This is a genomic window from Psychrobacter sp. Arc29 (assembly GCF_041431175.1).
In the GTDB taxonomy this organism is placed as follows: Bacteria; Pseudomonadota; Gammaproteobacteria; order Pseudomonadales; family Moraxellaceae; genus Psychrobacter.
The window spans coordinates 85,623-109,177 of record NZ_JASMRR010000009.1; the positions used below are offsets into that span (position 1 = coordinate 85,623).

Sequence of the window (23,555 nt, forward strand, 5' to 3'; positions counted from 1 at the left end):
TTGCTTTCTATTAGCGTTAAAAAACCGCGCGAGCCAAACTAGCGCGGTTTTTTTATTTGCTCTTTGGTTTAGTTTTTACTTAATACTAACCACTCATATACCCGTCAACTGACAGTCCGATTTGCATATCTCAAAATCCAATTTGTAGCGACCTCTTAACATCTCTAGACCCTTTTTTTTCAGTAGCGCATCCTCTGTCGGCGATAGGATAACTTTGGTAATGCTTCTTAAGTCTATACTCACGGGAATATAAGGAATAATCACTCCTGATGCCGAGCGAAATTTGATCGATTTATCGTGCTGATTTAATACCGTCAATATCAGCCTTTTTTCTTTGTCGCCAGAGAACTTGGGATTTTTAACAAGCGCAAACTCTGTTAAGGCTTCTAATATTGAGGAAAACAATATATCAGCGGTCACACTACAGCGATGTTCTGCGCCGTTTTTTTTGCTAGCGCTGAGCTCTCTGATACTTCTCACATCATTGACCAGTGTCTGTTTTTTGCTAAAAAAAACGTCCCTTATCTGGTGCTTATCGAAGTACTTTTTTATACTGTTAGAGTAGCTATAGATAATACTGTCAAACCGGTGCTGAGCTTGAGAGTATCGATTGAGCTTATTATATCTAAAGCTATCTGAGAGTATGTGCTCATCAAACTCAATACAGATGGCATCATCGTGCTCACAATAGGCATCCCAATGCCGTGGGCAATCCTTATTGTGCGTAAAGGAGGTAATATAAAACTGCTGACTGAGTGCCTCTAACATATCTAGCAAGTAGTTGGTGAGCGACATCTCTGTATCGGCGTCACGCTCATAATGATCGCTGGATATCTCCTGTAGGTTCTCGATGATCTTTTTGTAGTCTTGCGACATAGAAGTAAACAGCTTTTCGTCTTCGATATTTTTTCTGACGTAATCGATACCCTTTTTCATTTCTTGATAATCGTCTAAAAAGAAAATATTGGTTGCCCATATATTTGAGTCGTTCACGATACCCAAAAATCCCGCCATACTCGTATAGTGATAGACTTTACTCATAACTTAATTCATCCCCTGTACAGAGGATAATTATGTCATACCTTAGCGGACTACTGTCTAGTAGTTTAAATTTTTAATATTTGTATTCGGGGCATTAACCGATAAAACATGCTGCACATACTAACTAGAAACCAAGCAAAATCTTGCTTTACTGCTCACCAGTCATCTATGATGATAAAGTGGCTATATAAGAAGTGGCTATATACTATAAAGTAGCAATACATCTTGTCGGGGTGCGTTGATTGAGTACTGTAAACACAGTCCACATCATCGCTGAGAGACACCCGTGAACCTGAAGCAGTTAGCACTGACGTAGGAAACAAGCGTGACACGTTTTAATCACTCTCTTAGTGATGCGTTTTTATAACAGCAACTCTCATATTGAGATTTTGCCTTTCTTGTTTTATTTAAACAGCATCAGTCTGATTGTTTTCTATCATTAAAAAGGAAACAACCATGCAATCGACCACCAAACTTACTCTCACTCTCGAATGGTTCTTAAACCCTGATCATCTACCCTTTATCGCGGGTGTGACGACGGGCGCGTATGAGCAGGCAGGGCTTGATATCACCATTATCGAGCCAGATGACCATTATGATGGCTTTGCTGAACTACAGAACCAAAGTATCGATCTGCATGTCAATGAGCCTATCCATCTGTTTGAACATTACGCGCCCAACCTACGTGCGCTGGGCTGTTTTTTTGAGACCGATGGCGGCATACTGATGCAGCAATCCAGTATGGATAAGCTACAGAACAATCAGCCGATTCGCATTTGCACCCCTGCCGCTGAAGAAAAAACCAATCGTATTGGCTTTGAGATATTAGCGCGCTATGCCAAGAAAAATGGCTTTACCATCAGCCGTGACAATGTGAGCTTTGTGCAAAAGGACTTTTATCATATAAAAAACCTGCAAGAAGACCCAAGCCTCGATGGTGCATGGCTGTGCTTTTATAACTTTGAAGGGGTTGAGGCGACGCATGAGAGGTTAGACTTTACGTTTATCGATCAGCATCTGTCACCCTATCCGAACTTCTCGGCGTTAGAGGTTCTCACAACGGATGAGATCTATAGCGCAAAAAAAGACGCGATAGATACCTTTATCCAAGTGACCAACCAGATGACAGCACTGTGCAAAAACGAGCCAGCCACCGCTCACCGTATGTATTATGACTATAGTAAAACTGAAGCCGATACGCTGATGGATGCGATTATTGATAATACGCTGAGCAGATTGATCACGCCGATCACGCCTGATGCCAATAAGTGGGAAAAACTACGCGAGATGCTAGCCGAAATCGATATCGTGACCTTAACCGACGAGCAATATCAGTCGCTGTGGGCGTTGTAGACATCTTAGCAGTTAAGATATTTTGAGTAATAAAAAACCGCCATAGTGTTTGCTATGGCGGTTTTTTAGTCAGTGGCAATTAGTCAGTGATAATAGAATAATAAGATTATTGCTGCACGATATCAAGCTGCTTGGCTTCTTTGAGCCACATTGGGAACTCTTCTAGCATATTTTCATACAAGGCTTCTTCGCTAATGTCATCCAAGTCATCAAGTTCAAAAAAGTCGCAATTATCAATCACGCGTCCTGTCATGTCGTCTAGTTTTTTTAGGATGCCATAACCACGACCACCCAAGCCCACAAACTGCCAAAATATTGGGAGTTTCGCTGCATCCGTCATGACTCTCGTGATACCGCGATTGTCATTCACCCCGCCATCACTGATAAATAGCACGTAGATAGGCACATCTAAGCCGTCCTTTTGATAAAACTCAGTGACGGCTTTCATGACCTCTGCTTCGTTATTAACGCGTGGGCCAAGTGCCCATTTGCGCCAGCCGCCATGAGCATTGTCAATGAAACCCTCATAGTTGCTCAGCCCAATCTCACCCAAATACTGCGGATCTCGAGCAAACGCCCAGCAGTCTAGCGCTTGGTCGTCATCTAAGCTCACTGCCAATGGCAATATGCGGTTGACCACCTCTTGCACGCGGCCTTTTTTATACTGTTTGTTCATTGAGCCTGAGGCATCTAACACCAACGCCACTTTCGCCGTTAATTGTTGTAATTGGCGTTTCTCAAGCGATACCGTGGCTTTTTTGGCGAGGTTAACCAGTTTTGGCGCTTTGTCTAGCATGACCTTCTCAAGCAACGGTTTTGCTTGAACTGGCGTTGCCGTTACGTCTGCTGCTTGCGTGCTGCCCTCTTCTACATCGCCACCGAAATGCTGCACGATGGCGGCAAGTCCACCATTAAAGCCTTGCGCGACGTTAGATACTCGCCACACGCCACTTTTACGGTACAGCTGCATCAACATACTGGCTTGCTGCTGGGCAAAGTCTGCTGCTTGATATTCTGCCTGCACCTTTTGCGACTGCTGCCAAATGCCAATCTCTAACGATTGAATTTGATTAAGCGGCGTGTCGGCTGACAACACAAAAAACAAGCTGTCTATATTATCCGCCAGTTTAGATAAATTCACTTCAAACTCGGCTTGGATGCCTTTATTCGCCGTTGGTTGCGACTCGTAATGGGTGAGCTTGATTTGCCCGCATGGAGAGGTTGGCTGATTATAAAACACCATGTAATCATCATTGATCAGTTTGCCCGCTGCGTCTAAGGCAAAGCAGCTGATGTCCATCTCTATTGGGCTTTGGCGGGTGAACTTGAGCGTGATAGGTGCGGTATCGTCAATAGCAATGTTGCTTAAAGGTGCGCGTTGTCCGACGGTGAGATGGTTCATGGTTTCCCTCAGTACAATTAATATTATTTTGTTAAATTAGAATTTTGTTTTCGCTTATCACATTGAAGATGTTATTTGCTACTATGTTCATAGTAGCAGACAGAATTTAATACTAGGTAAACATCATGCTTGCAGACAACTTAAAAGACATACAAAACAAAGCCAAAGAGCGAACAGTGAAAACTCAGAATATTGAGTATGACTTAGAGACGCTTGTAAAAAAAATAAACAAGGGAATCATAAAACTAAATCCAGAATATCAAAGGAATCATAGGTGGGAGAATAGTACTTCTTCTAAACTAATCGAAAGTCTTATTCTAAACATTCCAGTTCCATTAATTTATATCTCACAAGACGTTGATGTAGACGATGAAGTGGACGAAGGAATAGCTCGCTACTCAGTCATAGATGGTCAACAAAGATTAACTGCTATACATAAATTTCTGATGAACGATCTTATTTTGGAAGGATTGGAGGTTCTTGAAGAGCTTAATGGTTTGAAGCACAATCAACTTCCCTCTTTCTTAATAAGACGACTTGAAGAGAGAACTATTCGCTGCTTACGCATCGACTCAACTATAGATAATCAAGTAAAATATGACATCTTCGAACGTCTCAATTCTGGATCTGTAAAATTAGAACCACAAGAACTTAGAAATGCTACTTGTAGAGGCCCGTTTAAAAAATTGATAAAAGAGTTAGCTAAGAATCATTTGTTCATCTCAGCAACAAAGCTCACTGATAAAAAAATCGATAAAATGGAAGATGAAGAGCTAGTATTGAGATATTTTGCTCTATCTTATAAGGATGGGTACAAGCAATACAAGAGTTCTTTCAAAAACTTCCTTACCAGAAAAATGACAGAGTTCAACGAGCTTAGTTTGGACGAACTATCTATACTAAAGAAAAATTTCATAAACACTTTTCAAATAATTGAAAATTCAGATGTTGAATTGCCCTTTACTAAATACAGAAGTAAGGATGGTCAGCTCGAATGGATGTCTAATTTTAATGTAGCAGTTTATGACTCTTTAGTTGTACCGCTATCTAAGATGCCACCTTCAACCATTTTGAATATAGATACTTTCCGAACCTTATTTCATGACACTGACTACTTTAAAACTGTAGAAGGGAGTACAAATGATGCCTCGAAAGTACATACTAGAATTGATAAGTCTATCGAGACTCTTCTATGAGTCAGAATTACCTTAATCTATTAATAAACGAGCTAGAGAGTAGATGGGACGAGATCACTACACTACTCAAGGCAGCCGAAGATCATAAAGAGACAAATGTTGCTCTGCATGATGCTATCTGTAGATCAGTTACTGTACTTATGGTTGCTAACCTAGAAGGTTTCTATAAGGATTTAATTAGGAATACGATAGATGATTTAAACGATAATTATAGATTTAATGAACTCAGCGAAGCTATTCAAAGGCACTATTGCTCGAAATTTCTAGATAGTCAATCTACTGATAAGGCTAAAAATACGCTGACTAATATTCTAATAGAAGAGTTTAAAGCACTTAACTCCAATATAAATTTCAAACCTTTCTTATACAGTAAAAACAACAACCCTAAACCTCAAGTTATTGAAACGTTATTCGATAATTTGGGTATAAATATAGTATTTCAGGTTTTGAAGTCCTCTCGCTATGAACTAGTTTTTTCAGAGGGAAATAGTTATCTAGAAGATAAGATCTCGGAGTATACTTATGAGTTACATAACTATAGCTTGAATTTTCCTTATCAATATACAAGCAAATCTTTCAATATATTAACAAATACATCTAAACAGCGTAAAGAAAGAACTTTGTGGGAAGAATTTTTAGATCAGTTGAATAAGCGTAGACATGAAGTAGCACATGGAAACGACTTACGAAATATAGACTCAGTTGAAAATCTAACATTTCAGAAGAATAAAATCATTTTCTTACAACTAGCACTAATTCATATCATAATAGAAGAGTTTGGTACGTATACTGCAATATATCATCCACGCTCGATACCTCTAGTAAGTATGTTAGTTCTAAATTAATATATTATCCGGAAAAGTAAAAAGCTACCTAACCAGGTGGCCTTTCTCATATCTAAGTTTTAAAATTCATAAACTAGCTAATTCATAAGTATTAAGATATTCATGCTTATAAAGAGTGTAAAGCTCTATATCAAATTATTAAATCTACATTTAATAATAAGTTTCACTTCCGCAACCGATAACCGCATCAACAAGGTTCTTATAAGATATCTCATCTTCGAAGCAAAGAGCAAAGGCATCATATTTTATGTCTTCCTTAAAGGGAATAGTTGATATTGATGATAAGTTTACAGAACCATCTTCTAAACTTTGCATTCCTAAAGTCTTACCTAATTTATATTCAATTATTTGACATGCTTGCTTTGGGGAGTAGTTAAACCATTCAGATCTTGTTTCTTTCATAAAATGATACTGAGGACTACCCAGAATCTTATGAACATATTTTTCTACAGCTCGAACCTCCTCTTTAATTATTCGATATGCCTTGACAATAGCATAATCAGGATTTCCAGTTTCAGTTACTCTCTTGGAAAGCCATCTAGTAGTGCATCCAACCTTACATTTGTTTGGTTTATATATATCCATACAAATATATACCCAACCATAGCCTTCCATTTCCTTAGCGCTATCCATGACTTTCTCCTATAAAAATTCATTAATAACTTAAAACCAGCACTGATGAGCAAAGTAAAACTCTCAGAAAGCTATGCTTGCTTTTCTCAAGAAATAAAGCAAAATCATAGCACTCTAAGAACGCCCAACTATGACTGAAGGAACAGTTTAGCCCCGATTGTAGCGGAAAGTGGGATTAGCTACTACAACGCCCTCAACTCTTCCATCTGTGCTGTCATTGCGGTCAACTGCCCTTCTAACTCAGCCAGTTTCGCTTTCTCAGCATCGACCACTTCCGCTGGTGCTTTACTGACAAAACTTTCATTACCGAGCTTACGCGCGATACCGTCGGCTTGACCTTTCAACTTATCATATGACTTACCTAAACGCGCCAGCTCAGCTGTTGGATCGATGAGCCCTTTCATCGGTACGAGTACCCGTAGCTGACCGACCATACTTGATGACGAGAGTGGCACCTCATCGCCTTCTTTGACGATCTCTAAGCTCTCAACTTTGGCAAGCGCTTTGAACTGGTTTTTGATACGTGATAGACGCGCCTCTTCGTCGCTAGAGACGTTTTGTAGTAGCACTGGTAGACGTACAGCATTACCCAGTTTCATCTCACCACGGATGTTACGGACGCTCGCGATTAGCTCTTGTAGCCACGCCATATCCGCTTCAGTCTGCTCACTGATTTGGCTATCATCAGTCTGTGGATAGTCAGCGACCACGATGCTGTCAGTGTTTTTGCGACCCAGTAGCGGCGCGATGGTTTGCCAGATTTGCTCAGTCAGATACGGCATAATTGGATGGGTGAAGCGTAGTGCCGTCTCTAGTACGTGCAGTAGTACATAGCGGATTTGCGCTTTACGCTCGTCAGACACCGAGTCATCATTTAGGCTGGCTTTGGCAAGCTCAACGTACCAATCACAGTACTCATTCCAAATGAACTCATAGATATCTTGGCTGACCATATCGAGACGATACTGAGAAAAATGCTGATGAATGTCTTTGATACTAGAGTTCAGACGACTCATGATCCATTTTTCTGGTAATTCCCATACGTCAGGATTCGCCGTTTGATCGATAGGCTTGGCATTACTGTCACCATCGACACAGTTCATGAGGACAAAGCGGCTGGCGTTCCAGATTTTATTACAGAAGTTACGATAGCCCTCGACACGCTTTAGATCAAAGTTGATATCGCGACCGGTACTGGCTAAGGATGTAAAGGTAAAGCGCAGCGCGTCGGTGCCATAAGCTGGGATGCCTTCTGGGAACTCTTTACGCGTTTGCTTTTCGATTTTGGCCGAGTCTTTCGGGTTCATCATATTGCTGGTGCGTTTTTCTACCAAAGCTTCTAGCTCAATACCGTCGATGAGATCAATCGGATCTAAGACATTACCTTTCGATTTTGACATTTTTTGACCATTGCCATCACGTACCAGACCATGCACATAGACAGTCTTAAACGGTACTTGCGGCGTGCCATCTTCGTTTTTCACGAAGTGCATGGTCATCATGATCATGCGCGCCACCCAAAAGAAGATAATGTCAAAACCGGTCACGAGCACGCTGGTTGGGTGAAAGGTATCCATCACGCGTGGATCAGCGTTGACGTCTGCCCAGTCAAGCGTACTGAACGTCCATAGACCCGAGCTGAACCACGTATCGAGCACGTCATTATCTTGGCGCAGTACGACATCATCGCTGAGACTGTATTTGCTACGCACCTCGCTTTCGTCACGCGCGACATAGATTTCACCCGTCGCATCGTCATACCATGCAGGGATACGATGACCCCACCACAGCTGACGGCTGATACACCAGTCTTGTAGATCGGTCATCCACGCCATATACATGTTTTTGTACTGCGCAGGGACAAACTCAATGCTACCGTCTTCTACCGCGTCAATCGCAGGCTTAGCAAGCTCTTTGACCGCGACATACCACTGATCGGTCAACCACGGCTCAACGATCGTACCGCCACGCTCGGCACGCGGGGCTTTGAGTGCGTAGTCTTCGATATCTTCTAGCCAGCCCTGCTCGCCTGCTTGCTCAACAAGGAATTTACGCGCCGCAAAACGCTCAAGTCCTGCATAATCGCTCGGCGTAGTCTCTAACTCTGGCTCACGCGTTTGCAGATCAGGATAGACTTCCATCGCTGGCAAAATATTGGCGCGCTCATCTAGGATGTTGATCAGTGGCAAGCTATGACGACGACCCAGCTCATAATCGTTAAAATCATGCGCTGGAGTGATTTTGACACAACCCGTACCGAAGTCTTTTTCGACATAATCATCAGCGACGATAGGCACGACACGACCCGTAATTGGCAAGGTAATGGTTTTGCCGACCAAGTGTGCATAACGCTCATCGCTAGGATTGACTGCAACAGCCGTATCACCAAGCAAAGTCTCAGGACGCGTAGTAGCAACGACCAGATAGTTTTTACCATCTTGGGTGGTTAGGTCTGTATCCGTGAAATGATAGCGGAAATGCCACAAGCTGCCTTTTTCATCATGGTTTTCTACTTCTAAATCAGACAGCGCGGTTTGAAACTTAGGATCCCAGTTGACTAGACGCTTACCGCGATAGATAAGGCCATCATCGAACAGGCGTACGAACACTTCTTTCACTGCGTTGGACAGACCATCATCCATGGTAAAACGCTCACGTGACCAGTCAACCGAGCTGCCCAAACGACGAATTTGGCTGGTGATATTGCCGCCCGACTCTTCTTTCCATTCCCATACTTTATCGATGAAATCTTCGCGCGTCATATCACGGCGCTTGATACCTTGCGCTTCCAGACGACGCTCAACGACCATTTGAGTCGCGATACCCGCATGATCCGTACCTGGTTGCCACAACGTATTATCACCATCCATGCGATGATAACGGGTCAGCGCATCCATAATAGCGTTGTTAAACCCATGCCCCATATGCAGTGAGCCTGTGACATTTGGCGGTGGTAGCGCAATAGAGAACGACTCGTCTTTGTCAAACGTCGGCTGAAAATAACCGCTTTCTTCCCAGCCTTGATACATACCTGCTTCGACTTGTGCAGGATTATAGGCATTTTCTAATTGATTTAGTGCCGCTTGAATAGAGGCAGTTAGGTTGTGGTTACTCATAATGGCATTATCTTTTATTGATTGAATGTGATCAAAGTTAATTGAATTAAAGAGAATATAAAAATTAGGAAAATAATGAATAGAGTGATTTTAACGCAGATAGGCAGATTTTGTTAGATGGTAAGGCAATTTATAAAGCCTGAAGGTCATTTTTCATGACGTTATTGAACAATTAATAACCCCAATCGGTTAAATGCTCAACAGAACCTGCCACTGTCATGCGCTAAAATAGCGCTGATATCTTTATATTAAAAAATACTAAAAATACGATCTAATCAATAGTGAGACGACCTTGTCCCAAGATACCAAACACAACCAACAGTATAGCCAAAAACATAGCGACAACGCTCAGGATAACCTGTCAGACAGCGAGCGCTTGCCCGCGAGTACCACAAATCATGTCCAGCACAATGATGATGCGAACGATACGCTGAATGGTAATCATGAAAAAGTCAACATGGAGCACAGTCATACGCTACAGCACAGCCACTCTCCAGAAGACAGTCACGCCAACCCTCATGTGGACAGCCATCATTCAGACGAACATATAAAAGCCACCGAAGAGCTGGATAATGATGACCTACCAGAAGAAATCAGCGACGAAGACAAGGAAACCATCAAAAAAGTCGCTGGTGATGACAATCTAAGCCAAGCAAAAAGCTACGCCAGTATCTTGGTCGAGCAAGTCATTCATGCCAAAGAAACCTTTGAGCGCTCGCTTGGCTCGCTCTTTACCAGTGCCTTTACAGCGGGGCTTGAAATTGGTATTAGCTTTTTTGTGATTTTATCCGCATTTGCCTTACTCAATGATGTGCTACCGAGTCGCTATGCGATGGTACTGTCATCCCTGCTGTATCCGATCGGCTTTATTATCGTCGTTATCGGTCAGTCGTTGTTATTTACCGAACAAACTTCCCTACTCAGTCTACCTGTGTTAAACAAGATTGAACCACTGCATAAGCTGCTGCGTCTATGGGGTATCGTCATTGCTGGTAATATCGTCGGTGGCTGCCTGTTTGCTGCCTTAATGGTTGGCTTAGGGCTGCATATGCATCTGTTTACCGACCATGCTATTGATGCTTACGCTGAGCATATTTTGGGGTTTGAGTGGTGGGTTATCTTTGGCAGCGCGGTACTAGCAGGTTGGATGATGGGCGTGGCGGCATGGCTAGTCACATCTGCACGCGATACCCTTAGCCGTATTGTTTTGGTTTCCATTATCACTGGTAGTATCGGGTTTTTGGGCTTACACCACAGTATCGTTGGCAATATCGAAGTGTTTTCAGCATTGCTGTATGGCAATACGGTCAGTCTATGGCACTATTTAGTATTTTTAGTCGTAGTCTTGGCGGGCAATACGGTAGGCGGCGTGGTATTTGTCGCGGTGCTCAAAAACCGCACGTTCTTGTTTGAAATTGAAAGAGTCAAAGAACAGGCAGCCGAGGCGCGAGCAGAAGTAGACAGGCGCAGATTTTAGCGTTGAACGATGCTATCCGTATTGGATCAACTTACCCATTCTAAGAAACTGTAATAAATATAAAAGCCCACAATAACTCTCATCATAGAAAGTATATTGTGGGCTTATTTTATTGAGTAATGTATCCCTTATTTAGCAATGCACTATGGCTAATCTTTTGATTAAACTACATTCTCCGTGCGGCCAACACGCTATTTTCTCTTTCTACTCTATTAGCTTTATTATGTTGCGCGGTAAATACTCTGACCATGATACCTGCGGTTAAGAACATGATTAATGTATAAATAGCTGGGGTTAACGACATCTTATAGTTAGCGAGCAGTGTCAATGCAATGAACATCGATAGCGTACTGTTTTGTAGACCCACTTCCATGGTGATTGATCTTCTCTGCGCAGGATTTAGACCGAACCATTTACTGGTGTAATAACCAAGCGCCATCGTCGATACGTTCAATATGAGCGATACAGGGCCAGTGGCAACTAAGGCCTCGACCAAAATATCTCTTTGCACATATCCTAAGAAAATAACCAAGAAGCTCAAAAATATCACACCAAAACGAGACACCATAACCTGTGCCTTATCTGCGAAGCTCGCCGCATAGCGTTTGATGAGCATACCAATACTAACCGGCAATATCGTTAGAGCAATCAAACTGATCATGGTCTTGGCGACTGGCAACTGAAACTCGCTACCGGCACCCATGAAGTACACGAGCGAAAAACTCAGTACGATAGGAATGGTAAATACGGTGATAACACTGGCAATCGCAGTCATCGTGACCGAAAGCGCGACATCCCCTTTTGCCAAATAAGTAAATAAGTTGGATGTCGTGCCACCAGGACACAGTACTAGTAGCATGACCCCGACGGCATACTCAGGCTCGAGTGACATAAAAGTTGCCAAGGCAAAACCGACCAATGGCAAGAATAGTAGCTGATTGGTCAGTCCGATCGCGACTGCTTTGGGATATTTGACGACTCTTTTAAAGTCATTGGTAACTAAGGACAACCCCATTCCCATCATGATCAAAAAAATACTAATGGGAATGACTTTTGAATTTACAAACGTGACTAACTCCACACCTTCCATAACTACATCCTTGTAGATAGAACCCTTACACGGGCAGGTTTATGACAACGTTGTGATGATCAATCAGCCAATCCTGCTGATATCTTGGGTAAAAGCCACCGACATTGTCAGCGTTTTTATACGACACTTTGTACACAACACTTTTTGGAATCATCACTACTGACATACACCCAAAAAATGTCGAAACATTGAAAGTCAGTATATCGTTGTAAAAGTGTATGTATTTGATTTTTCTGACTACTGGTCAGTCAGCGTTGGGTTTTGTGCTGCGACAACCACAGAGAATAATCTAAATAGCAGTGCTACGAGGTACTAAGAGATGCTAGGAGGTGCAGAAGGTAAACGTGCGGGCGATGTGTGTGTAGCAGAAACAATAGGTGTATGATCAGTACTGATGACTGCCGTGCCATAAGCAATGGCTTCTACCATACTGCCCAATTGGTTGATGTTAGTGACTTCTAGACGTACACCATAAATATGAGTGTAGCCTTTGACTTTCGCTTGTGCACGCATACGAACGATTGCCTCACGGCGCGCGCGATCAAGCAGGGTCTCATAGGTGGTTAGGTTTTTGCCAAAGAGACTAAGCACGCGAGCAATGATCATTTTAAAGTAATCTTGAGCAATAACGACGCTGCCAAGAACTAGCGCGCCCTCACTACCGACAGCCAGCTCAGGACGGTAGAAACGCTCGCTTGAAACCGTAATATCCCCTAGCGCCTGCTCTGCTACTTTTAACTGTGCCAAATGCTGACGCTCATGACGTGAACCAAAAAACCAACCAGCGGCGAATAAAAAGATAAACGGCCCATAATTGATAAGCACTTGCGTGAGTGAGTCATTCATGGCACGTTTCTCGTTATAAAAAGCATTACGGTTTGTAGCATTGTGGTTTTTAATGCTACAGTTTTTAAAGCACTAAAATCAACCAAAAGGATTAAAACGCGGTAGATCATCTGGCGAAGTTTGGGCTTGAGGATTTGGTGTTTGGCCGGACGGATAGTGATTATCGCTTGGTGGGTTCTGGAGCTGCTGCGATACTGGTACCGCTTTGACCGCTGTACCATAGACAAACAGCTCAGAAGCCCCTTGTGCAATACTAGAAGTAGAGAAACGCAAACCAACGACAGCATCAGCACCAAGCGCTTCTGCCTTGACAATCATGCGATCGATCGCTTCTTGGCGTGATTCTTCCAACAGCTCAGTATAAGCGGTCAGCTCGCCGCCAACGATGTTTTTTAGCCCAGCAAACAAGTCTTTGCCCACATGCTTTGAGCGCACCGTACTGCCATACACAACATCAAGGCGCTCGGTAATTTGATAATTGGGTAGGTGTTCAAGATTAGAGAGTTGCACAGCCATAGTAAGACCTTATCGGTGACTTATAAAGTATCTAAAAGAATGACCAGAGCTGCGTGATGCAGTATAAATAAAAGACAGTACTACTAGCAGCACTGTCTTTTAGAATGACTAGTCATTGGTATGAAACAATAAAAACAGCTCGGTCAAATTGCCTTCGATGCTGTTGGCCATTTGTACCATTTTGTCTTCGTCTTTACGCATTGCTTCTAGCTCTGGATCTTCATCATCAATGCCACTCAGCACGATCATTGGCAAGGTCAATACAGCCACGTCTTCTGCCGTTTCTTCGTCTTCAAACCAATCACTTGCTTCATCGCCATACATGGCATCAACAAAACCAATCGACCAAGCCACAATATCTGACTCATCTGAGAAATCAACTGCCACTTCTTCGTCACCAGCATCTTCACCAAATGGCAATTCAATCGGTGTCTCGTTTTTTAGCTCAGCCATGATCGAGTCACGCCAGCGCTTGATACCATCGATGACGTTTTCTGGGATTTCACTCACATGACCTTCAAAAAGCGCATCCATCCAGTTAGGTAGTGGGCGACCAATGACCGTCGCTGTCAAAAAACCATGCGCTGCGACACTATCGAGCACGAACTGGCTCTCTTGGTTATCCAAATAATCTAGTAATTCATCAAAACTTAGTTGGTTACTCATGGCTTGGTAGTCCTTGAAAGATAGCTATCGTCAATCACAGTGATCGATTGGTTAATGGCAAGATATTATGTTGTTTTAAAAAAGGCTGCTTGAATAACCGTAACCAAGCAGCCTTTGTAAAGTAAGTATTATTGAATAGAGCAGATTGCGAGCCATTGTAAAAAATAACAAATAGCGAGCAATCGATACAACTGAGTAGATGATTATCAAATCATTGAAGCACTTTAGTCAGGTGGGATGACTGAAGCCTATCAATTAAAAATCATCATCCCAATCGTCACCGTCTTCATCAAAATTGTCTATATCATCTAGATCGTCTTTTAACTCTTTAGCCAAACGCTTTTCTTCTAGCAAATTATCGATTAGCCGACGCTTCTCAAGACTACTTAAACGCGTACGTACACTTGTCTCAGCTTCTTCAACCATCTTTGCATCGTCATCGTCGACAAAATCATCATCAAAATCGTCGTCAATATCAGCGTCACTCATGACAAACTCCTATCATTTTTAGGCATGGGTATTAAAAATACATCAATATATATATGCCTTATAAAGTCTCTGTTGAAAGTTGTCAATCCTTTTTCTTAATATGTCACATTTAGCCCAAAGTGCCAAGATGAGGATATGAATTATCTAGCAGACAATTGTAGTATAAATTACCCAAAATAGTATCATTAAAAACAGCACTATTAAATAAGCGACTCATCTTCGTCTTCAATCATAAGAACGGCATTACGGACATCAGCTAAACGCTGGATGAGCGAGTCATTACCACCATCGAATATCGCACACTCGCGCTCGTAGACAGTAGTTGGACGCATGATGCTGTGTACTTGTACATGGTTACTGATTTGTTTGAGACCAGCAGTTGGCAGTAATATCAACAGTTGCTCTTTTTTACCGATGCTCTGTAGCAGATGGGTCATTGGCTCTGACTGTACATCATCGCTCACGCCTGCTTTTGCTGGTAGTGCAAAGCGTGATAGCTCGATATGCTTATCATGAATAATTTTATTAAGCATCAAGTATAATTTAGCAAGCATCACCCCTGCCAGCGCCACTTTTGCATGGCTATTATCTGCTTTTAACACCACGCTTGCACCATCGTCCTCAAAGTGTGCTTCATTGGTCGCACTGACACCCAGTAGTAATGGCTGTTTGAGTAGTTCAGTCACGGCTTGGTTGAGCAGTTGCGTACATAGGGCTAGATAAGGCAGGCGCTGCGCTGGTGCAAGGCGCTCAAGCATATTGAATTCATCATGAAAGACGATTTGCACTCTCACGCTATCGACTGCGCGTGTGGCAGACAATTTAGACGTCTGACCACCAGATTGCGAACTATGACGCTTCGCAGTACTAACAGCCTTGTCTTCAGTATCGCCTTCAGACGTAGCCGTTAGACTGCCAGTTTCGTCACCAGTCTCTTGATTTTGCTGATTTCTAAGATATTCGTTGACTTCGTTGTGTACGTTGAATGTGCGCGCGTTCGTTACTTTATTCTCTGTAACGCTTTCAGAAGTACCACCAGATAGTTGACCATCAGCCGGGTTACCAACTGTGCCGCGCTCAAGGTCACGGCTGTAGCCGCGTTGATCGCCCTGATTGTACTGCTCGCGATACAAGTCCTGAATATTACGGCTCAGCGCACTGATTTGCTCTTTGGTCGGACGAGCAAGATAACCGTAGATTAGCCAAAGCAATAAATGCAGCAACATAGTGCCAATCACAAACGGCCACTGCATCGCGATGATTTCACCTTTACTAACGTCTTTCAACGTCAGGGCAACGCTACCAATCACCGCATCGCCATTGGTGGCAATTTGGCGAATTGTATCGCCTTGCTGCATCGGCGCGTTGCCTACAGGCACCAGAATATCGTCGTTGTTGTCTTTAATCAGTATCCGTGTCACGTCTTGCTCGCTAGTATAGCGATTGGCAATCACGCTGAGACTGACACGGTCTTTGTTTTCTAAAGACAACCTTGCTTCATCAATCAGCTGGGCGACCATCTGCTCGCCTTTTAACGCACGACTTTTGCTCAGCTGTTGGTCGGTACTGATGACCAATAACAGCGTCTGCAAACAAAAACTAACCAGAAGAATAATGGCAAACAACCCTTGCCGCGGCGCTAAATACGTCATGATATGTTAAACTTTTTTGGAGAAAAGAAATTAAAAAACGAGTCTATTGCTCATTTTTTGGCTAATTTTTAAACAATTGTAATGCGCGAATATTGATTGATATTCACGGAAAATCGATAGTGTTTCATTGAAATCAGTCATCATATAAAATGCTACTACGTAAAATGACACTCATTTATTGAGCTAAATTTGAACGATGATACTATCGCGCCCTGCCTCATGATTATCGCTGCTATTTTTGCCACAGCATCGTTACCAAGGGGTCAGTTTAAGTCATCTACTATATCACCATAATAAGTCTTATAGCGTTAGTCGATTTATAAATTTATCATAATAACTTTGTTGCATTTCAGCAGACTTCAGGCGCTGACAGGCATTTTTGAACGCCCATGATACTTTGCATGTCATCTATAGGCGCTGCTCAGTAAAACTGTTATTATTCCCAATCTTATATGAGCATACAAGGGACAATTGAGCCATGCCAAAAAATACATCTTATTCGTTACCAAAAGACAGCAAAGCATGGCAACAAGCCGTCGACTCTATTGCAGAATTATTACCTGATGATACCAATCTGCGAGATTTTGATGCGCTACAGTCGCTGCCTGTTTTTGCGCTTATCGTCGTGCTACCGACTCAAGTATCAGCGATGGACATTCATCAATATGTTCAGTCTTGGGTCGATGAACAGCCAAGCTGGCATTTAGTGACGGTCACTGAGGATACTGAGGCGAGCTTTGTTAATATTACGGTTTCTGATACAGAGCCAACGGCAGCCGATGCACAGCGTCTACCCTTTACCAATGCTCAAGTATACCGTTATTTGTTGGTACCTGTGACAGACACGCTGATGCACCCTGGCAAAAAAACCGCCGCCGCTCACATCATTGATGATCAGCTGACCACTCGTCTGCGCCATGACTTGTCTGAAGAATACAACCGCACACGCAGCGCGGACAGTACAGGCAATCTAGATATCGTCGATTGTCACATATTGTCGGTCGGTCATATGCTACGTACTCATAAGCTTGCATGTTTTGACATGGATTCGACGCTGATTGAACAAGAGGTCATTGTAGAACTGGCAAAAACGGCTGGTATTGGTGAGCAAGTTGAGGCCATTACTGAAGCGGCAATGCGCGGTGAAATTGACTTTGATGAATCATTTGCTCAGCGCGTGGCTTTATTGAAAGGTATCTCTACCGATGTGCTTGATGATATTTGCAGCCGCTTGACGTTATCAGTCGGTGCCCGTACCACCATCAGTGCATTAAAAGCATTGGGCTATCATACTGTGCTTGTGTCAGGTGGTTTCACTTACTTTGCCCGCTATATCGCTGAGCAATTGGGCATTGACGAAGTCCATGCCAATGCCTTGGACATCGAAGAAGGCGAAGTGACCGGTCACATACAGCTACCTATCATAAATGGTGCCAAAAAAGCCGCTATCGTCGAGCACACTGCTGAGCGCTTAGGTATTGAGATGTCTCAAGTGGTCTGTGTCGGTGATGGTGCCAATGACTTGCCGATGATGGCACTTGCTGATTTAGGAGTGGCTTATCACGCTAAGCCCATCGTGCAAGCACGTGCCGATGCAGCGATCAATGTGACAGGACTTGAAGGGACGCTTTATGCACTTGGCTATCCAGCCCTCGCTCCTACTCAGTAATCGCTAAGTATTCTAGATTATCCGCTAAGCTGGGTTAATGTCTGTCTCATTAATCCAGCTTTTATGCGTTAGCGCATGTTTCATAAAATGATGTTGCTTTAATTTTTAACTTCCCTCAGTTGTAATAACGCCAGATATTTATTTTTAGATAACACTTATTCTCAGATAATAAAGGACTGTTCATGACGGCACCACAATCTCCACGGCCAAACCAGCCGTCAGCAGCGCAGCCATTAGACGCAAGTACGGTCCCTGTCTCTGTCTCTGTCCCTGTGCATACGGATAACCCAAAAGAGCTGCTTGGGGTTTATGTCAAAGGCATGGCGATGGGCGCTGCTGATATCGTCCCGGGTGTCTCTGGTGGCACTATTGCATTGATTGCGGGGATTTATGAGCGCCTGATTAATGCACTCGGTAGCATTGGCCCCAATCTTTGGCAGATATTTCGACAAGACGGCGGAATCAAAGGACTGATTGCGGTTTGGCGACAGGTTGATGCGACATTTTTATTGTGTTTGATACTTGGTATTGCGACGAGTTTTGCTACCTTGGCCGGTATCATTAAGTATTTGCTGGACAATCAGCCACTGCTCATTTGGTCATTCTTTTTTGGATTGGTCGTCGCAACGGTATTTATCTTATTAAGTGAAATTAAGCGCTGGAATATAGGACGTGTCGCGTTGTTTGCTGCCGGATTTATTGCTGCCGTGGTCATCAGTAGTCTGCCATTACTCGCGGCGACACCTAGCTTACCGTACTTATTTTTTGCAGGCGCGATTGCGATTTGCGCCATGATATTGCCTGGGGTATCAGGGTCTTTTATATTGTTGTTACTAGGTGCCTACGATACCGTATTGGAAGCCGTACATACTCTCAACTTTACAGTACTATTGACTGTGATGGCGGGCATGGCAACTGGATTGTTATTGTTCACCCGTGCTCTAAAATGGTTATTAGCTCGCTACTATCAAGCCACCTTGGCACTGCTGACCGGTTTTATTGCCGGCTCTTTAGTCAAGGTATGGCCGTGGAAAGTAGATGTATTAGGTGCTCTTAACAGCGAAGCGGTCAATAACGTCATGCCATGGCAGTATCCTACTGGTCCGCACTGGCTGACCACAATTGGTCTTATGCTACTCGGTGCTATTTTGGTGTCGTTACTATCTTGGTGGGGCAGACGGACCAATAAGGCTTAGTTGTTGGTCACCCCTGTATAAATATTTGATTAAAAAGCTTTTGTTTAAACCATTACAACGGCTCCTACCCTCCCCAATATAAGCGCCCTTTTTTACGGCGCTTAGCCTACCAGCTAACGATTAAAAATCGTAAAAGCTATCTAAAAAAAATAACTTTAATCTAAAAAATCAAACGTCAACGGTTGTCGCAAAGTCGCCTAGCACCTCTTTAGCTTTGCTCAGCAACCTTTCATAATAGTCTCATTGGAGTTCACCTTATGAATAGCGAGATGAATGATGGCAATGACTATTTTTTCTTTTATTGGCGTAGAGACGTGGAGCAGCTCGGCATGGCTAGGCTATAGCTTGCTAGCAGGTATGATCGTGGCGCTCGCTCTATCATCGCAGCGCTGGCTGTTGCTATATCTGTTTGGTGGTATGGTCTACTGGTTGGCTGTTGAGATGATACAGAATATATTGGTAGGTCGTCCGATGCTGTCTGCGCTTTCGGAATGGCACCGTTATGTCATCGCGATGGGAGTCAGCTGGTTACCTTTGGCAGGCTGGGTACTATACCGAGCATTACGCTACGAGGATGTGAGTGATGCAGTCAGTCGGCAGCGCGAGTTGGAAGCGGCTCGCTATGTCGAACATACGCCTGTCTACGATGATGATTATAAGCCGCGCTTTCATTGATACTGCCATACTGATATGAATACCCTACCCATAACAGTGACATTTAATGTTACAAGATACTTAACGCTTTCTACTTAACTCCTAAAGAGTTGAAATCACTCAGTAGTTTATAATCTAGTTATATATTTATCATAAAAACTGGTATAAAGTACGCTTTATTCTTATGCCCTACCTTTAGGAGTTCCACTATGTTTACTATTCCTGTATTAGATATTAAATCTGACCCATTAGATGCGTTGTTGGCCGTGGTTGGCTATCGTCTGTCTATGCTCGCTGATAGCGACAACGAAGACGTCAAAGTACTCTTTGCTGATCGTAATGTTACGATTGAATTTGCCAGCACCGAATCTGATATCGCGCGTTCTTTTCGTTTTGATAACGGACAGTTTAGTCAACAAAGTGGTCATGCAAAAGCAGCAGATTTGACCATTACTTTCAAAGATTCTATGACAGGCGTCAAGCTATTGACCAAAGGCAGCCTACCTGCATTTATGACTGCCGTGCAAGAAGGCAAATTAAGCATCGAGGGTGACTACAGCCTAATGATGTGGTTTAATAAACTTGCTAAGCATATCGTGCCAGCCGTACCAGAAGAGTGTAAGCCATACCTCCAAAAAGCCAAGCCTTATGCGTATAAAGCACAGAAGTTTGCTGAGCACTGGGTAGGTTTTGCTAAGCATAAATTGGGCAAGTAAATAGCTGACCCTTTCCTATAAATGAGTAATGCATTGCATGATATTCACTGGTAAAATGGCTGAAATAAAATCAAATAGATAGTTACTATTTATGTGCGCTACTGTGACATTTATACATACTCTCTAGCAGTGTTCTGATTTTCTAAAAAGGTTGCGGTATACTATACGGCAACCTTTTTTATTACCTTATAAATGACAATAGACACATACATTGATATTACCTGATACCATTTAATTTTATAAAAGGATTTACCTTATGGCAGGATTGCTTAGCATCTCTGAACCAAACGCCGATAGCACAACTGACCTACTCAACCAGCCTGATACTCACAAAGCCGCTCACACATACAGTCGTGACGATATCGCTCAGTTGTTTGATTTGCCTTTGATGGACTTGTTGTTAAAAGCCCAGACCATTCATAGAGAGCACTTTGTCGCCAACGAAATACAAATCAGTACGCTACTGTCTATTAAGACAGGTAACTGTCCTGAAGATTGTGGCTATTGCTCACAATCAGGTCATCATCGCGATACGACGAAACTTCAGGCAGAAAAACGCATAGAAGTGGACAAAGTCATCGCCGCGGCTAAACGCGCCAAGGCAACCGGCTCATCTCGCTTCTGTATGGGTGCTGCATGGAAACACCCAAGTGCTAAAGACATGCCTTATGTGGTCGAGCTCATCAAAGAAGTAAAAGCGTTAGGACTTGAGACTTGCATGACGTTAGGTATGCTCGATACCGATCAAGCGACGCAACTCGCGGATGCAGGACTGGATTATTACAATCATAACCTAGACACCTCGCGCAGCTATTATGAGCAAGTCGTCAGCACGCGTAGCTATGATGAGCGCTTAGATACCATCGAAAACGTACGCAACTCTGGTATCAATGTTTGTAGTGGTAACATCGTCGGTATGGGTGAGAGCCGTGATGACCGTATTGATTGGGTGCATGAGCTCCTAAAAATGCCTAAAGCTCCTGAGTCGATTCCTGTTAACCTGCTAGTCCCGATTAAAGGCACACCGATTGGCGATAAAGTATTGGCAGAAGGCCAGTTATCAGTGCTAGAGTGGATTCGCACTATTGCCGTGGCGCGTATTTGCTGCCCGACTAGTTATGTGCGTTTGTCTGCTGGCCGTGAAAGCTTATCAGATTCAGAGCAAGCATTGGCATTTATGGCGGGTGCTAACTCTTTCTTTTATGGCGACAAGTTATTGACGACAGGGAATGCCAGTCAATCAGGCGACGACAGGCTCATGCGTGAGCTTGGTCTCACCAAGCAGTTTGCCGCACCAAGAGCGCCAAAAGTATTGCCTGTAATGGATGCGATGAGCGGTCATCAATCGCAAATGGTATTGGCCGATTAGTTCGACTGTGTGCAGCTAACAAGAATGTATGAAAATAAGCCTGATATTACACGGCTGATAATAAGAGATTAAGTAATGGCAGATTATTTTAACTGGATTAAAGCTGCACACATCATCTCGATGGTCTGCTGGTTTGCGGCGATATTTTATTTGCCGCGTCTGTTTGTCTATCATGCGATGAGTGACGATAGCATCAGCCAAGAGCGCTTTACTATTATGGAGCGCAAGTTATATCGCGGTATTATGACGCCATCGATGATAGCGACATGGATATTTGGTCTATGGATGTTAGGACTGGGCTGGGATGTCTATAAAACCCAAGGCTGGCTACACGTCAAGCTATTATTGGTCGTACTGCTATCAGGCTATCATGGCGCTTGCGGCTTTTATCGCAAAAAGCTGATTGATAACCCTCACTATAAATCCCATAAGTTTTGGCGCTGGTTTAATGAAGTGCCTGTTTTTGCCTTAGTGATTATCGTCATTTTAGTGGTCGTTAAACCATTCTAAAATCCAGTCGAAATGCTTATGACTGATGACCTACCAATAAAAAGCGTCCGCCACTTCCATAAGTGACGGACGCTTTTTTATTTGTTTTTTGGACTTTCTACCAAATATTATAGATCAAACACTAGGGCGCATGATTTGATAGACATTGCTCAAATCATAAACGCGATAACGCGCAGGCTCACGGCGGTTTTCACCAGCATAGCTTAATATCAATGCTTGCTTAGCACGCTCATCAACCCAACCGACGAACAGTCCACTGTGCTCAGTGCCATTGTAGCCATGATTGATATAATAAAGCCAATCACCTGCCTCAATTTCACTGCTGCTAGCATAAGGGCCTTGCGCATACGTGCCTTTATGTACGGTATTACGCGAAACTCCCGCTCGATTAAACACCGCATTCAAATAATCCCAGCAGCCGCCTTTGATAATCGTCCGCTCGTTCAGTGCCATTTTACGTGCCATGCTGACCACTTCGCGGGCAGCCATACTGCTTTGCGTCTCCGCACTACTCAATAGCGGTAAATACTCGCTATCGACATTGTCGTAGCTCCCTGATAAAAATGCTGGCAACACGGTAGGTGACTGACGCTGCACTTCAGGGTAACGATAAGTGCTGTTCATCGTTGACTGATTGACATCATTACTCATATTAGAGTAATTGTTATATGTTGGCGAAACTGCTGCATAGTTTCGAGATGAGTTAGCACGTTGAATGGTAGAGTGTGTACTGACTTTGACGGAGGGAACTGCTGGGTAAGAAGACGTATAGCGCGCACTAGAGTCAGACTGGACGGACTTTTGAGCGATAAGGGCACTCATACTATCTGCATGGGCTTGTCCGATGATGCTACAAGTGAATAATAATAAACTGCACGACGCTGCGACTGACGACATAGGCAAACGCGACATGACTAACTCCTGATCAAAAAAATATCAATGACAGTATGGATAATAGTAAAGACTGAATTTTGTAATCTTACTTATAAACCATTTAGACAGGCATCTGCAAGAACTATTCACCTTAGATAGGCGATAGACGGTATAAAAATCATGACGAATGGTCATAATAAAGAAGAGCGTTAAGAAGGGACAAATAAGATAAAGCACGGTGGTGTT

Annotated in this window: 21 protein-coding genes and 1 riboswitch; of the genes, 10 read left to right on the forward strand and 11 right to left on the reverse strand. The window is 43.2% G+C overall.

Features of this window, described 5'->3' with window-relative positions; translation table 11 throughout:
- Nucleotides 1-93: 93 nt before the first annotated feature.
- Nucleotides 94-1,041, reverse strand: coding sequence for a DUF2971 domain-containing protein (locus QO189_RS12135; RefSeq protein ID WP_371532906.1), 948 nt, complete (start codon nucleotides 1,039-1,041; stop codon nucleotides 94-96).
- Between the two features lie 219 nt (nucleotides 1,042-1,260).
- Nucleotides 1,261-1,377, forward strand: a riboswitch (TPP riboswitch).
- A 120-nt stretch (nucleotides 1,378-1,497) separates the two neighbouring features.
- On the opposite strand from QO189_RS12135, the gene QO189_RS12140 reads away from it, so the two are divergent.
- Nucleotides 1,498-2,394: an ABC transporter substrate-binding protein gene (locus QO189_RS12140; RefSeq protein ID WP_371532907.1), complete on the forward strand. Its 897-nt coding sequence runs from the start codon at nucleotides 1,498-1,500 to the stop codon at nucleotides 2,392-2,394.
- A 106-nt stretch (nucleotides 2,395-2,500) separates the two neighbouring features.
- On the opposite strand, the gene QO189_RS12145 is transcribed toward QO189_RS12140, so the two are convergent.
- On the reverse strand, nucleotides 2,501-3,796 hold the full coding sequence (locus QO189_RS12145; protein ID WP_371532908.1) for a VWA domain-containing protein: 1,296 nt from the start codon (nucleotides 3,794-3,796) through the stop codon (nucleotides 2,501-2,503).
- A 125-nt stretch (nucleotides 3,797-3,921) separates the two neighbouring features.
- On the opposite strand from QO189_RS12145, the gene QO189_RS12150 reads away from it, so the two are divergent.
- Together QO189_RS12150 and QO189_RS12155 are read left to right on the forward strand one after the other, a co-directional pair.
- Complete coding sequence (locus QO189_RS12150; protein WP_371532909.1) at nucleotides 3,922-4,992, forward strand: DUF262 domain-containing protein; 1,071 nt, start codon at nucleotides 3,922-3,924, stop codon at nucleotides 4,990-4,992.
- On the forward strand, nucleotides 4,989-5,837 hold the full coding sequence (locus tag QO189_RS12155; protein ID WP_371532910.1) for an MAE_28990/MAE_18760 family HEPN-like nuclease: 849 nt from the start codon (nucleotides 4,989-4,991) through the stop codon (nucleotides 5,835-5,837). The genes QO189_RS12150 and QO189_RS12155 overlap by 4 nt, the downstream gene beginning before the upstream one ends.
- 150 nt (nucleotides 5,838-5,987) lie before the next feature.
- Here QO189_RS12155 and QO189_RS12160 read toward each other — a convergent pair whose 3' ends face one another.
- Both QO189_RS12160 and QO189_RS12165 read right to left on the reverse strand, forming a co-directional pair.
- Nucleotides 5,988-6,470 (reverse strand): GIY-YIG nuclease family protein, encoded by a 483-nt coding sequence (locus tag QO189_RS12160; protein WP_371532911.1) that lies wholly within the window; start codon nucleotides 6,468-6,470, stop codon nucleotides 5,988-5,990.
- A 182-nt stretch (nucleotides 6,471-6,652) separates the two neighbouring features.
- Nucleotides 6,653-9,586, reverse strand: a complete 2,934-nt coding sequence (locus QO189_RS12165) for a valine--tRNA ligase (RefSeq protein WP_371532912.1) — start codon at nucleotides 9,584-9,586, stop codon at nucleotides 6,653-6,655.
- Between the two features lie 292 nt (nucleotides 9,587-9,878).
- Here QO189_RS12165 and QO189_RS12170 point away from each other — a divergent pair, with 292 nt between their 5' ends.
- The gene (locus QO189_RS12170) at nucleotides 9,879-11,063 is read left to right on the forward strand and encodes a formate/nitrite transporter family protein (RefSeq protein WP_371532913.1); all 1,185 of its coding nucleotides are present in this window, start codon (nucleotides 9,879-9,881) and stop codon (nucleotides 11,061-11,063) included.
- 166 nt (nucleotides 11,064-11,229) lie between these two features.
- Here the strand turns inward: QO189_RS12170 and QO189_RS12175 are convergent, their stop codons facing one another.
- The 6 genes from QO189_RS12175 to QO189_RS12200 all read right to left on the reverse strand — a co-directional run bounded on the left by QO189_RS12175 (nucleotide 11,230) and on the right by QO189_RS12200 (nucleotide 16,322).
- Nucleotides 11,230-12,153, reverse strand: a complete 924-nt coding sequence (locus tag QO189_RS12175; RefSeq protein WP_371532914.1) for a bile acid:sodium symporter family protein — start codon at nucleotides 12,151-12,153, stop codon at nucleotides 11,230-11,232.
- Nucleotides 12,154-12,465: 312 nt separating this feature from the next.
- A complete protein-coding gene (locus QO189_RS12180) occupies nucleotides 12,466-12,999 on the reverse strand; it encodes a YbjQ family protein (protein ID WP_371532915.1) in 534 nt (177 codons plus the stop codon).
- 78 nt (nucleotides 13,000-13,077) lie between these two features.
- A complete protein-coding gene (locus QO189_RS12185) occupies nucleotides 13,078-13,515 on the reverse strand; it encodes a YbjQ family protein (RefSeq protein ID WP_371532916.1) in 438 nt (145 codons plus the stop codon).
- A gap of 108 nt (nucleotides 13,516-13,623) precedes the next feature.
- Complete coding sequence (locus QO189_RS12190; RefSeq protein WP_371532917.1) at nucleotides 13,624-14,181, reverse strand: UPF0149 family protein; 558 nt, start codon at nucleotides 14,179-14,181, stop codon at nucleotides 13,624-13,626.
- Nucleotides 14,182-14,436: 255 nt separating this feature from the next.
- A complete protein-coding gene (locus QO189_RS12195; protein WP_371532918.1) occupies nucleotides 14,437-14,670 on the reverse strand; it encodes a PA3496 family putative envelope integrity protein in 234 nt (77 codons plus the stop codon).
- 200 nt (nucleotides 14,671-14,870) lie between these two features.
- Nucleotides 14,871-16,322, reverse strand: coding sequence for a hypothetical protein (locus tag QO189_RS12200; protein WP_371532919.1), 1,452 nt, complete (start codon nucleotides 16,320-16,322; stop codon nucleotides 14,871-14,873).
- Between the two features lie 478 nt (nucleotides 16,323-16,800).
- Here QO189_RS12200 and serB point away from each other — a divergent pair, with 478 nt between their 5' ends.
- The 6 genes from serB (at nucleotide 16,801) to hemJ (ending at nucleotide 22,436) form a co-directional block, all read left to right on the forward strand.
- Complete coding sequence (gene serB / locus QO189_RS12205) at nucleotides 16,801-17,991, forward strand: phosphoserine phosphatase SerB (RefSeq protein WP_371532920.1); 1,191 nt, start codon at nucleotides 16,801-16,803, stop codon at nucleotides 17,989-17,991.
- Nucleotides 17,992-18,173: 182 nt separating this feature from the next.
- Nucleotides 18,174-19,187: a DUF368 domain-containing protein gene (locus tag QO189_RS12210; RefSeq protein WP_371532921.1), complete on the forward strand. Its 1,014-nt coding sequence runs from the start codon at nucleotides 18,174-18,176 to the stop codon at nucleotides 19,185-19,187.
- 282 nt (nucleotides 19,188-19,469) lie between these two features.
- The gene (gene aciT, locus QO189_RS12215) at nucleotides 19,470-19,862 is read left to right on the forward strand and encodes an AciT family ciprofloxacin tolerance protein (RefSeq protein ID WP_371532922.1); all 393 of its coding nucleotides are present in this window, start codon (nucleotides 19,470-19,472) and stop codon (nucleotides 19,860-19,862) included.
- 188 nt (nucleotides 19,863-20,050) lie between these two features.
- Complete coding sequence (locus QO189_RS12220; protein WP_371532923.1) at nucleotides 20,051-20,557, forward strand: SCP2 sterol-binding domain-containing protein; 507 nt, start codon at nucleotides 20,051-20,053, stop codon at nucleotides 20,555-20,557.
- Nucleotides 20,558-20,813: 256 nt separating this feature from the next.
- On the forward strand, nucleotides 20,814-21,926 hold the full coding sequence (gene bioB, locus QO189_RS12225) for a biotin synthase BioB (RefSeq protein ID WP_371532924.1): 1,113 nt from the start codon (nucleotides 20,814-20,816) through the stop codon (nucleotides 21,924-21,926).
- 75 nt (nucleotides 21,927-22,001) lie between these two features.
- Nucleotides 22,002-22,436, forward strand: coding sequence for a protoporphyrinogen oxidase HemJ (hemJ, locus tag QO189_RS12230; RefSeq protein ID WP_201602341.1), 435 nt, complete (start codon nucleotides 22,002-22,004; stop codon nucleotides 22,434-22,436).
- Between the two features lie 114 nt (nucleotides 22,437-22,550).
- Here hemJ and QO189_RS12235 read toward each other — a convergent pair whose 3' ends face one another.
- Nucleotides 22,551-23,348: a hypothetical protein gene (locus QO189_RS12235; RefSeq protein ID WP_371532925.1), complete on the reverse strand. Its 798-nt coding sequence runs from the start codon at nucleotides 23,346-23,348 to the stop codon at nucleotides 22,551-22,553.
- Between the last annotated feature and the right edge of the window lie 207 nt (nucleotides 23,349-23,555).

Excerpts from the sequence above, each read along its gene's own strand:
- QO189_RS12235 (WP_371532925.1), bottom strand. The coding sequence starts at position 23,348 with ATGTCGCGTTTGCCTATGTCGTCAGTCGCAGCGTCGTGCAGTTTATTA.
- QO189_RS12150 (WP_371532909.1), top strand. The coding sequence starts at position 3,922 with ATGCTTGCAGACAACTTAAAAGACATACAAAACAAAGCCAAAGAGCGA.
- QO189_RS12190 (WP_371532917.1), bottom strand. The coding sequence starts at position 14,181 with ATGAGTAACCAACTAAGTTTTGATGAATTACTAGATTATTTGGATAAC.
- QO189_RS12220 (WP_371532923.1), top strand. The coding sequence starts at position 20,051 with ATGTTTACTATTCCTGTATTAGATATTAAATCTGACCCATTAGATGCG.
- serB (WP_371532920.1), top strand. The coding sequence starts at position 16,801 with ATGCCAAAAAATACATCTTATTCGTTACCAAAAGACAGCAAAGCATGG.
- hemJ (WP_201602341.1), top strand. The coding sequence starts at position 22,002 with ATGGCAGATTATTTTAACTGGATTAAAGCTGCACACATCATCTCGATG.
- QO189_RS12140 (WP_371532907.1), top strand. The coding sequence starts at position 1,498 with ATGCAATCGACCACCAAACTTACTCTCACTCTCGAATGGTTCTTAAAC.
- QO189_RS12195 (WP_371532918.1), bottom strand. The coding sequence starts at position 14,670 with ATGAGTGACGCTGATATTGACGACGATTTTGATGATGATTTTGTCGAC.
- QO189_RS12210 (WP_371532921.1), top strand. The coding sequence starts at position 18,174 with ATGACGGCACCACAATCTCCACGGCCAAACCAGCCGTCAGCAGCGCAG.
- QO189_RS12145 (WP_371532908.1), bottom strand. The coding sequence starts at position 3,796 with ATGAACCATCTCACCGTCGGACAACGCGCACCTTTAAGCAACATTGCT.
- aciT (WP_371532922.1), top strand. The coding sequence starts at position 19,470 with ATGACTATTTTTTCTTTTATTGGCGTAGAGACGTGGAGCAGCTCGGCA.
- QO189_RS12180 (WP_371532915.1), bottom strand. The coding sequence starts at position 12,999 with ATGAATGACTCACTCACGCAAGTGCTTATCAATTATGGGCCGTTTATC.
- QO189_RS12135 (WP_371532906.1), bottom strand. The coding sequence starts at position 1,041 with ATGAGTAAAGTCTATCACTATACGAGTATGGCGGGATTTTTGGGTATC.
- QO189_RS12155 (WP_371532910.1), top strand. The coding sequence starts at position 4,989 with ATGAGTCAGAATTACCTTAATCTATTAATAAACGAGCTAGAGAGTAGA.
- QO189_RS12200 (WP_371532919.1), bottom strand. The coding sequence starts at position 16,322 with ATGACGTATTTAGCGCCGCGGCAAGGGTTGTTTGCCATTATTCTTCTG.
- QO189_RS12165 (WP_371532912.1), bottom strand. The coding sequence starts at position 9,586 with ATGAGTAACCACAACCTAACTGCCTCTATTCAAGCGGCACTAAATCAA.
- bioB (WP_371532924.1), top strand. The coding sequence starts at position 20,814 with ATGGCAGGATTGCTTAGCATCTCTGAACCAAACGCCGATAGCACAACT.
- QO189_RS12185 (WP_371532916.1), bottom strand. The coding sequence starts at position 13,515 with ATGGCTGTGCAACTCTCTAATCTTGAACACCTACCCAATTATCAAATT.
- QO189_RS12160 (WP_371532911.1), bottom strand. The coding sequence starts at position 6,470 with ATGGATAGCGCTAAGGAAATGGAAGGCTATGGTTGGGTATATATTTGT.
- QO189_RS12175 (WP_371532914.1), bottom strand. The coding sequence starts at position 12,153 with ATGGAAGGTGTGGAGTTAGTCACGTTTGTAAATTCAAAAGTCATTCCC.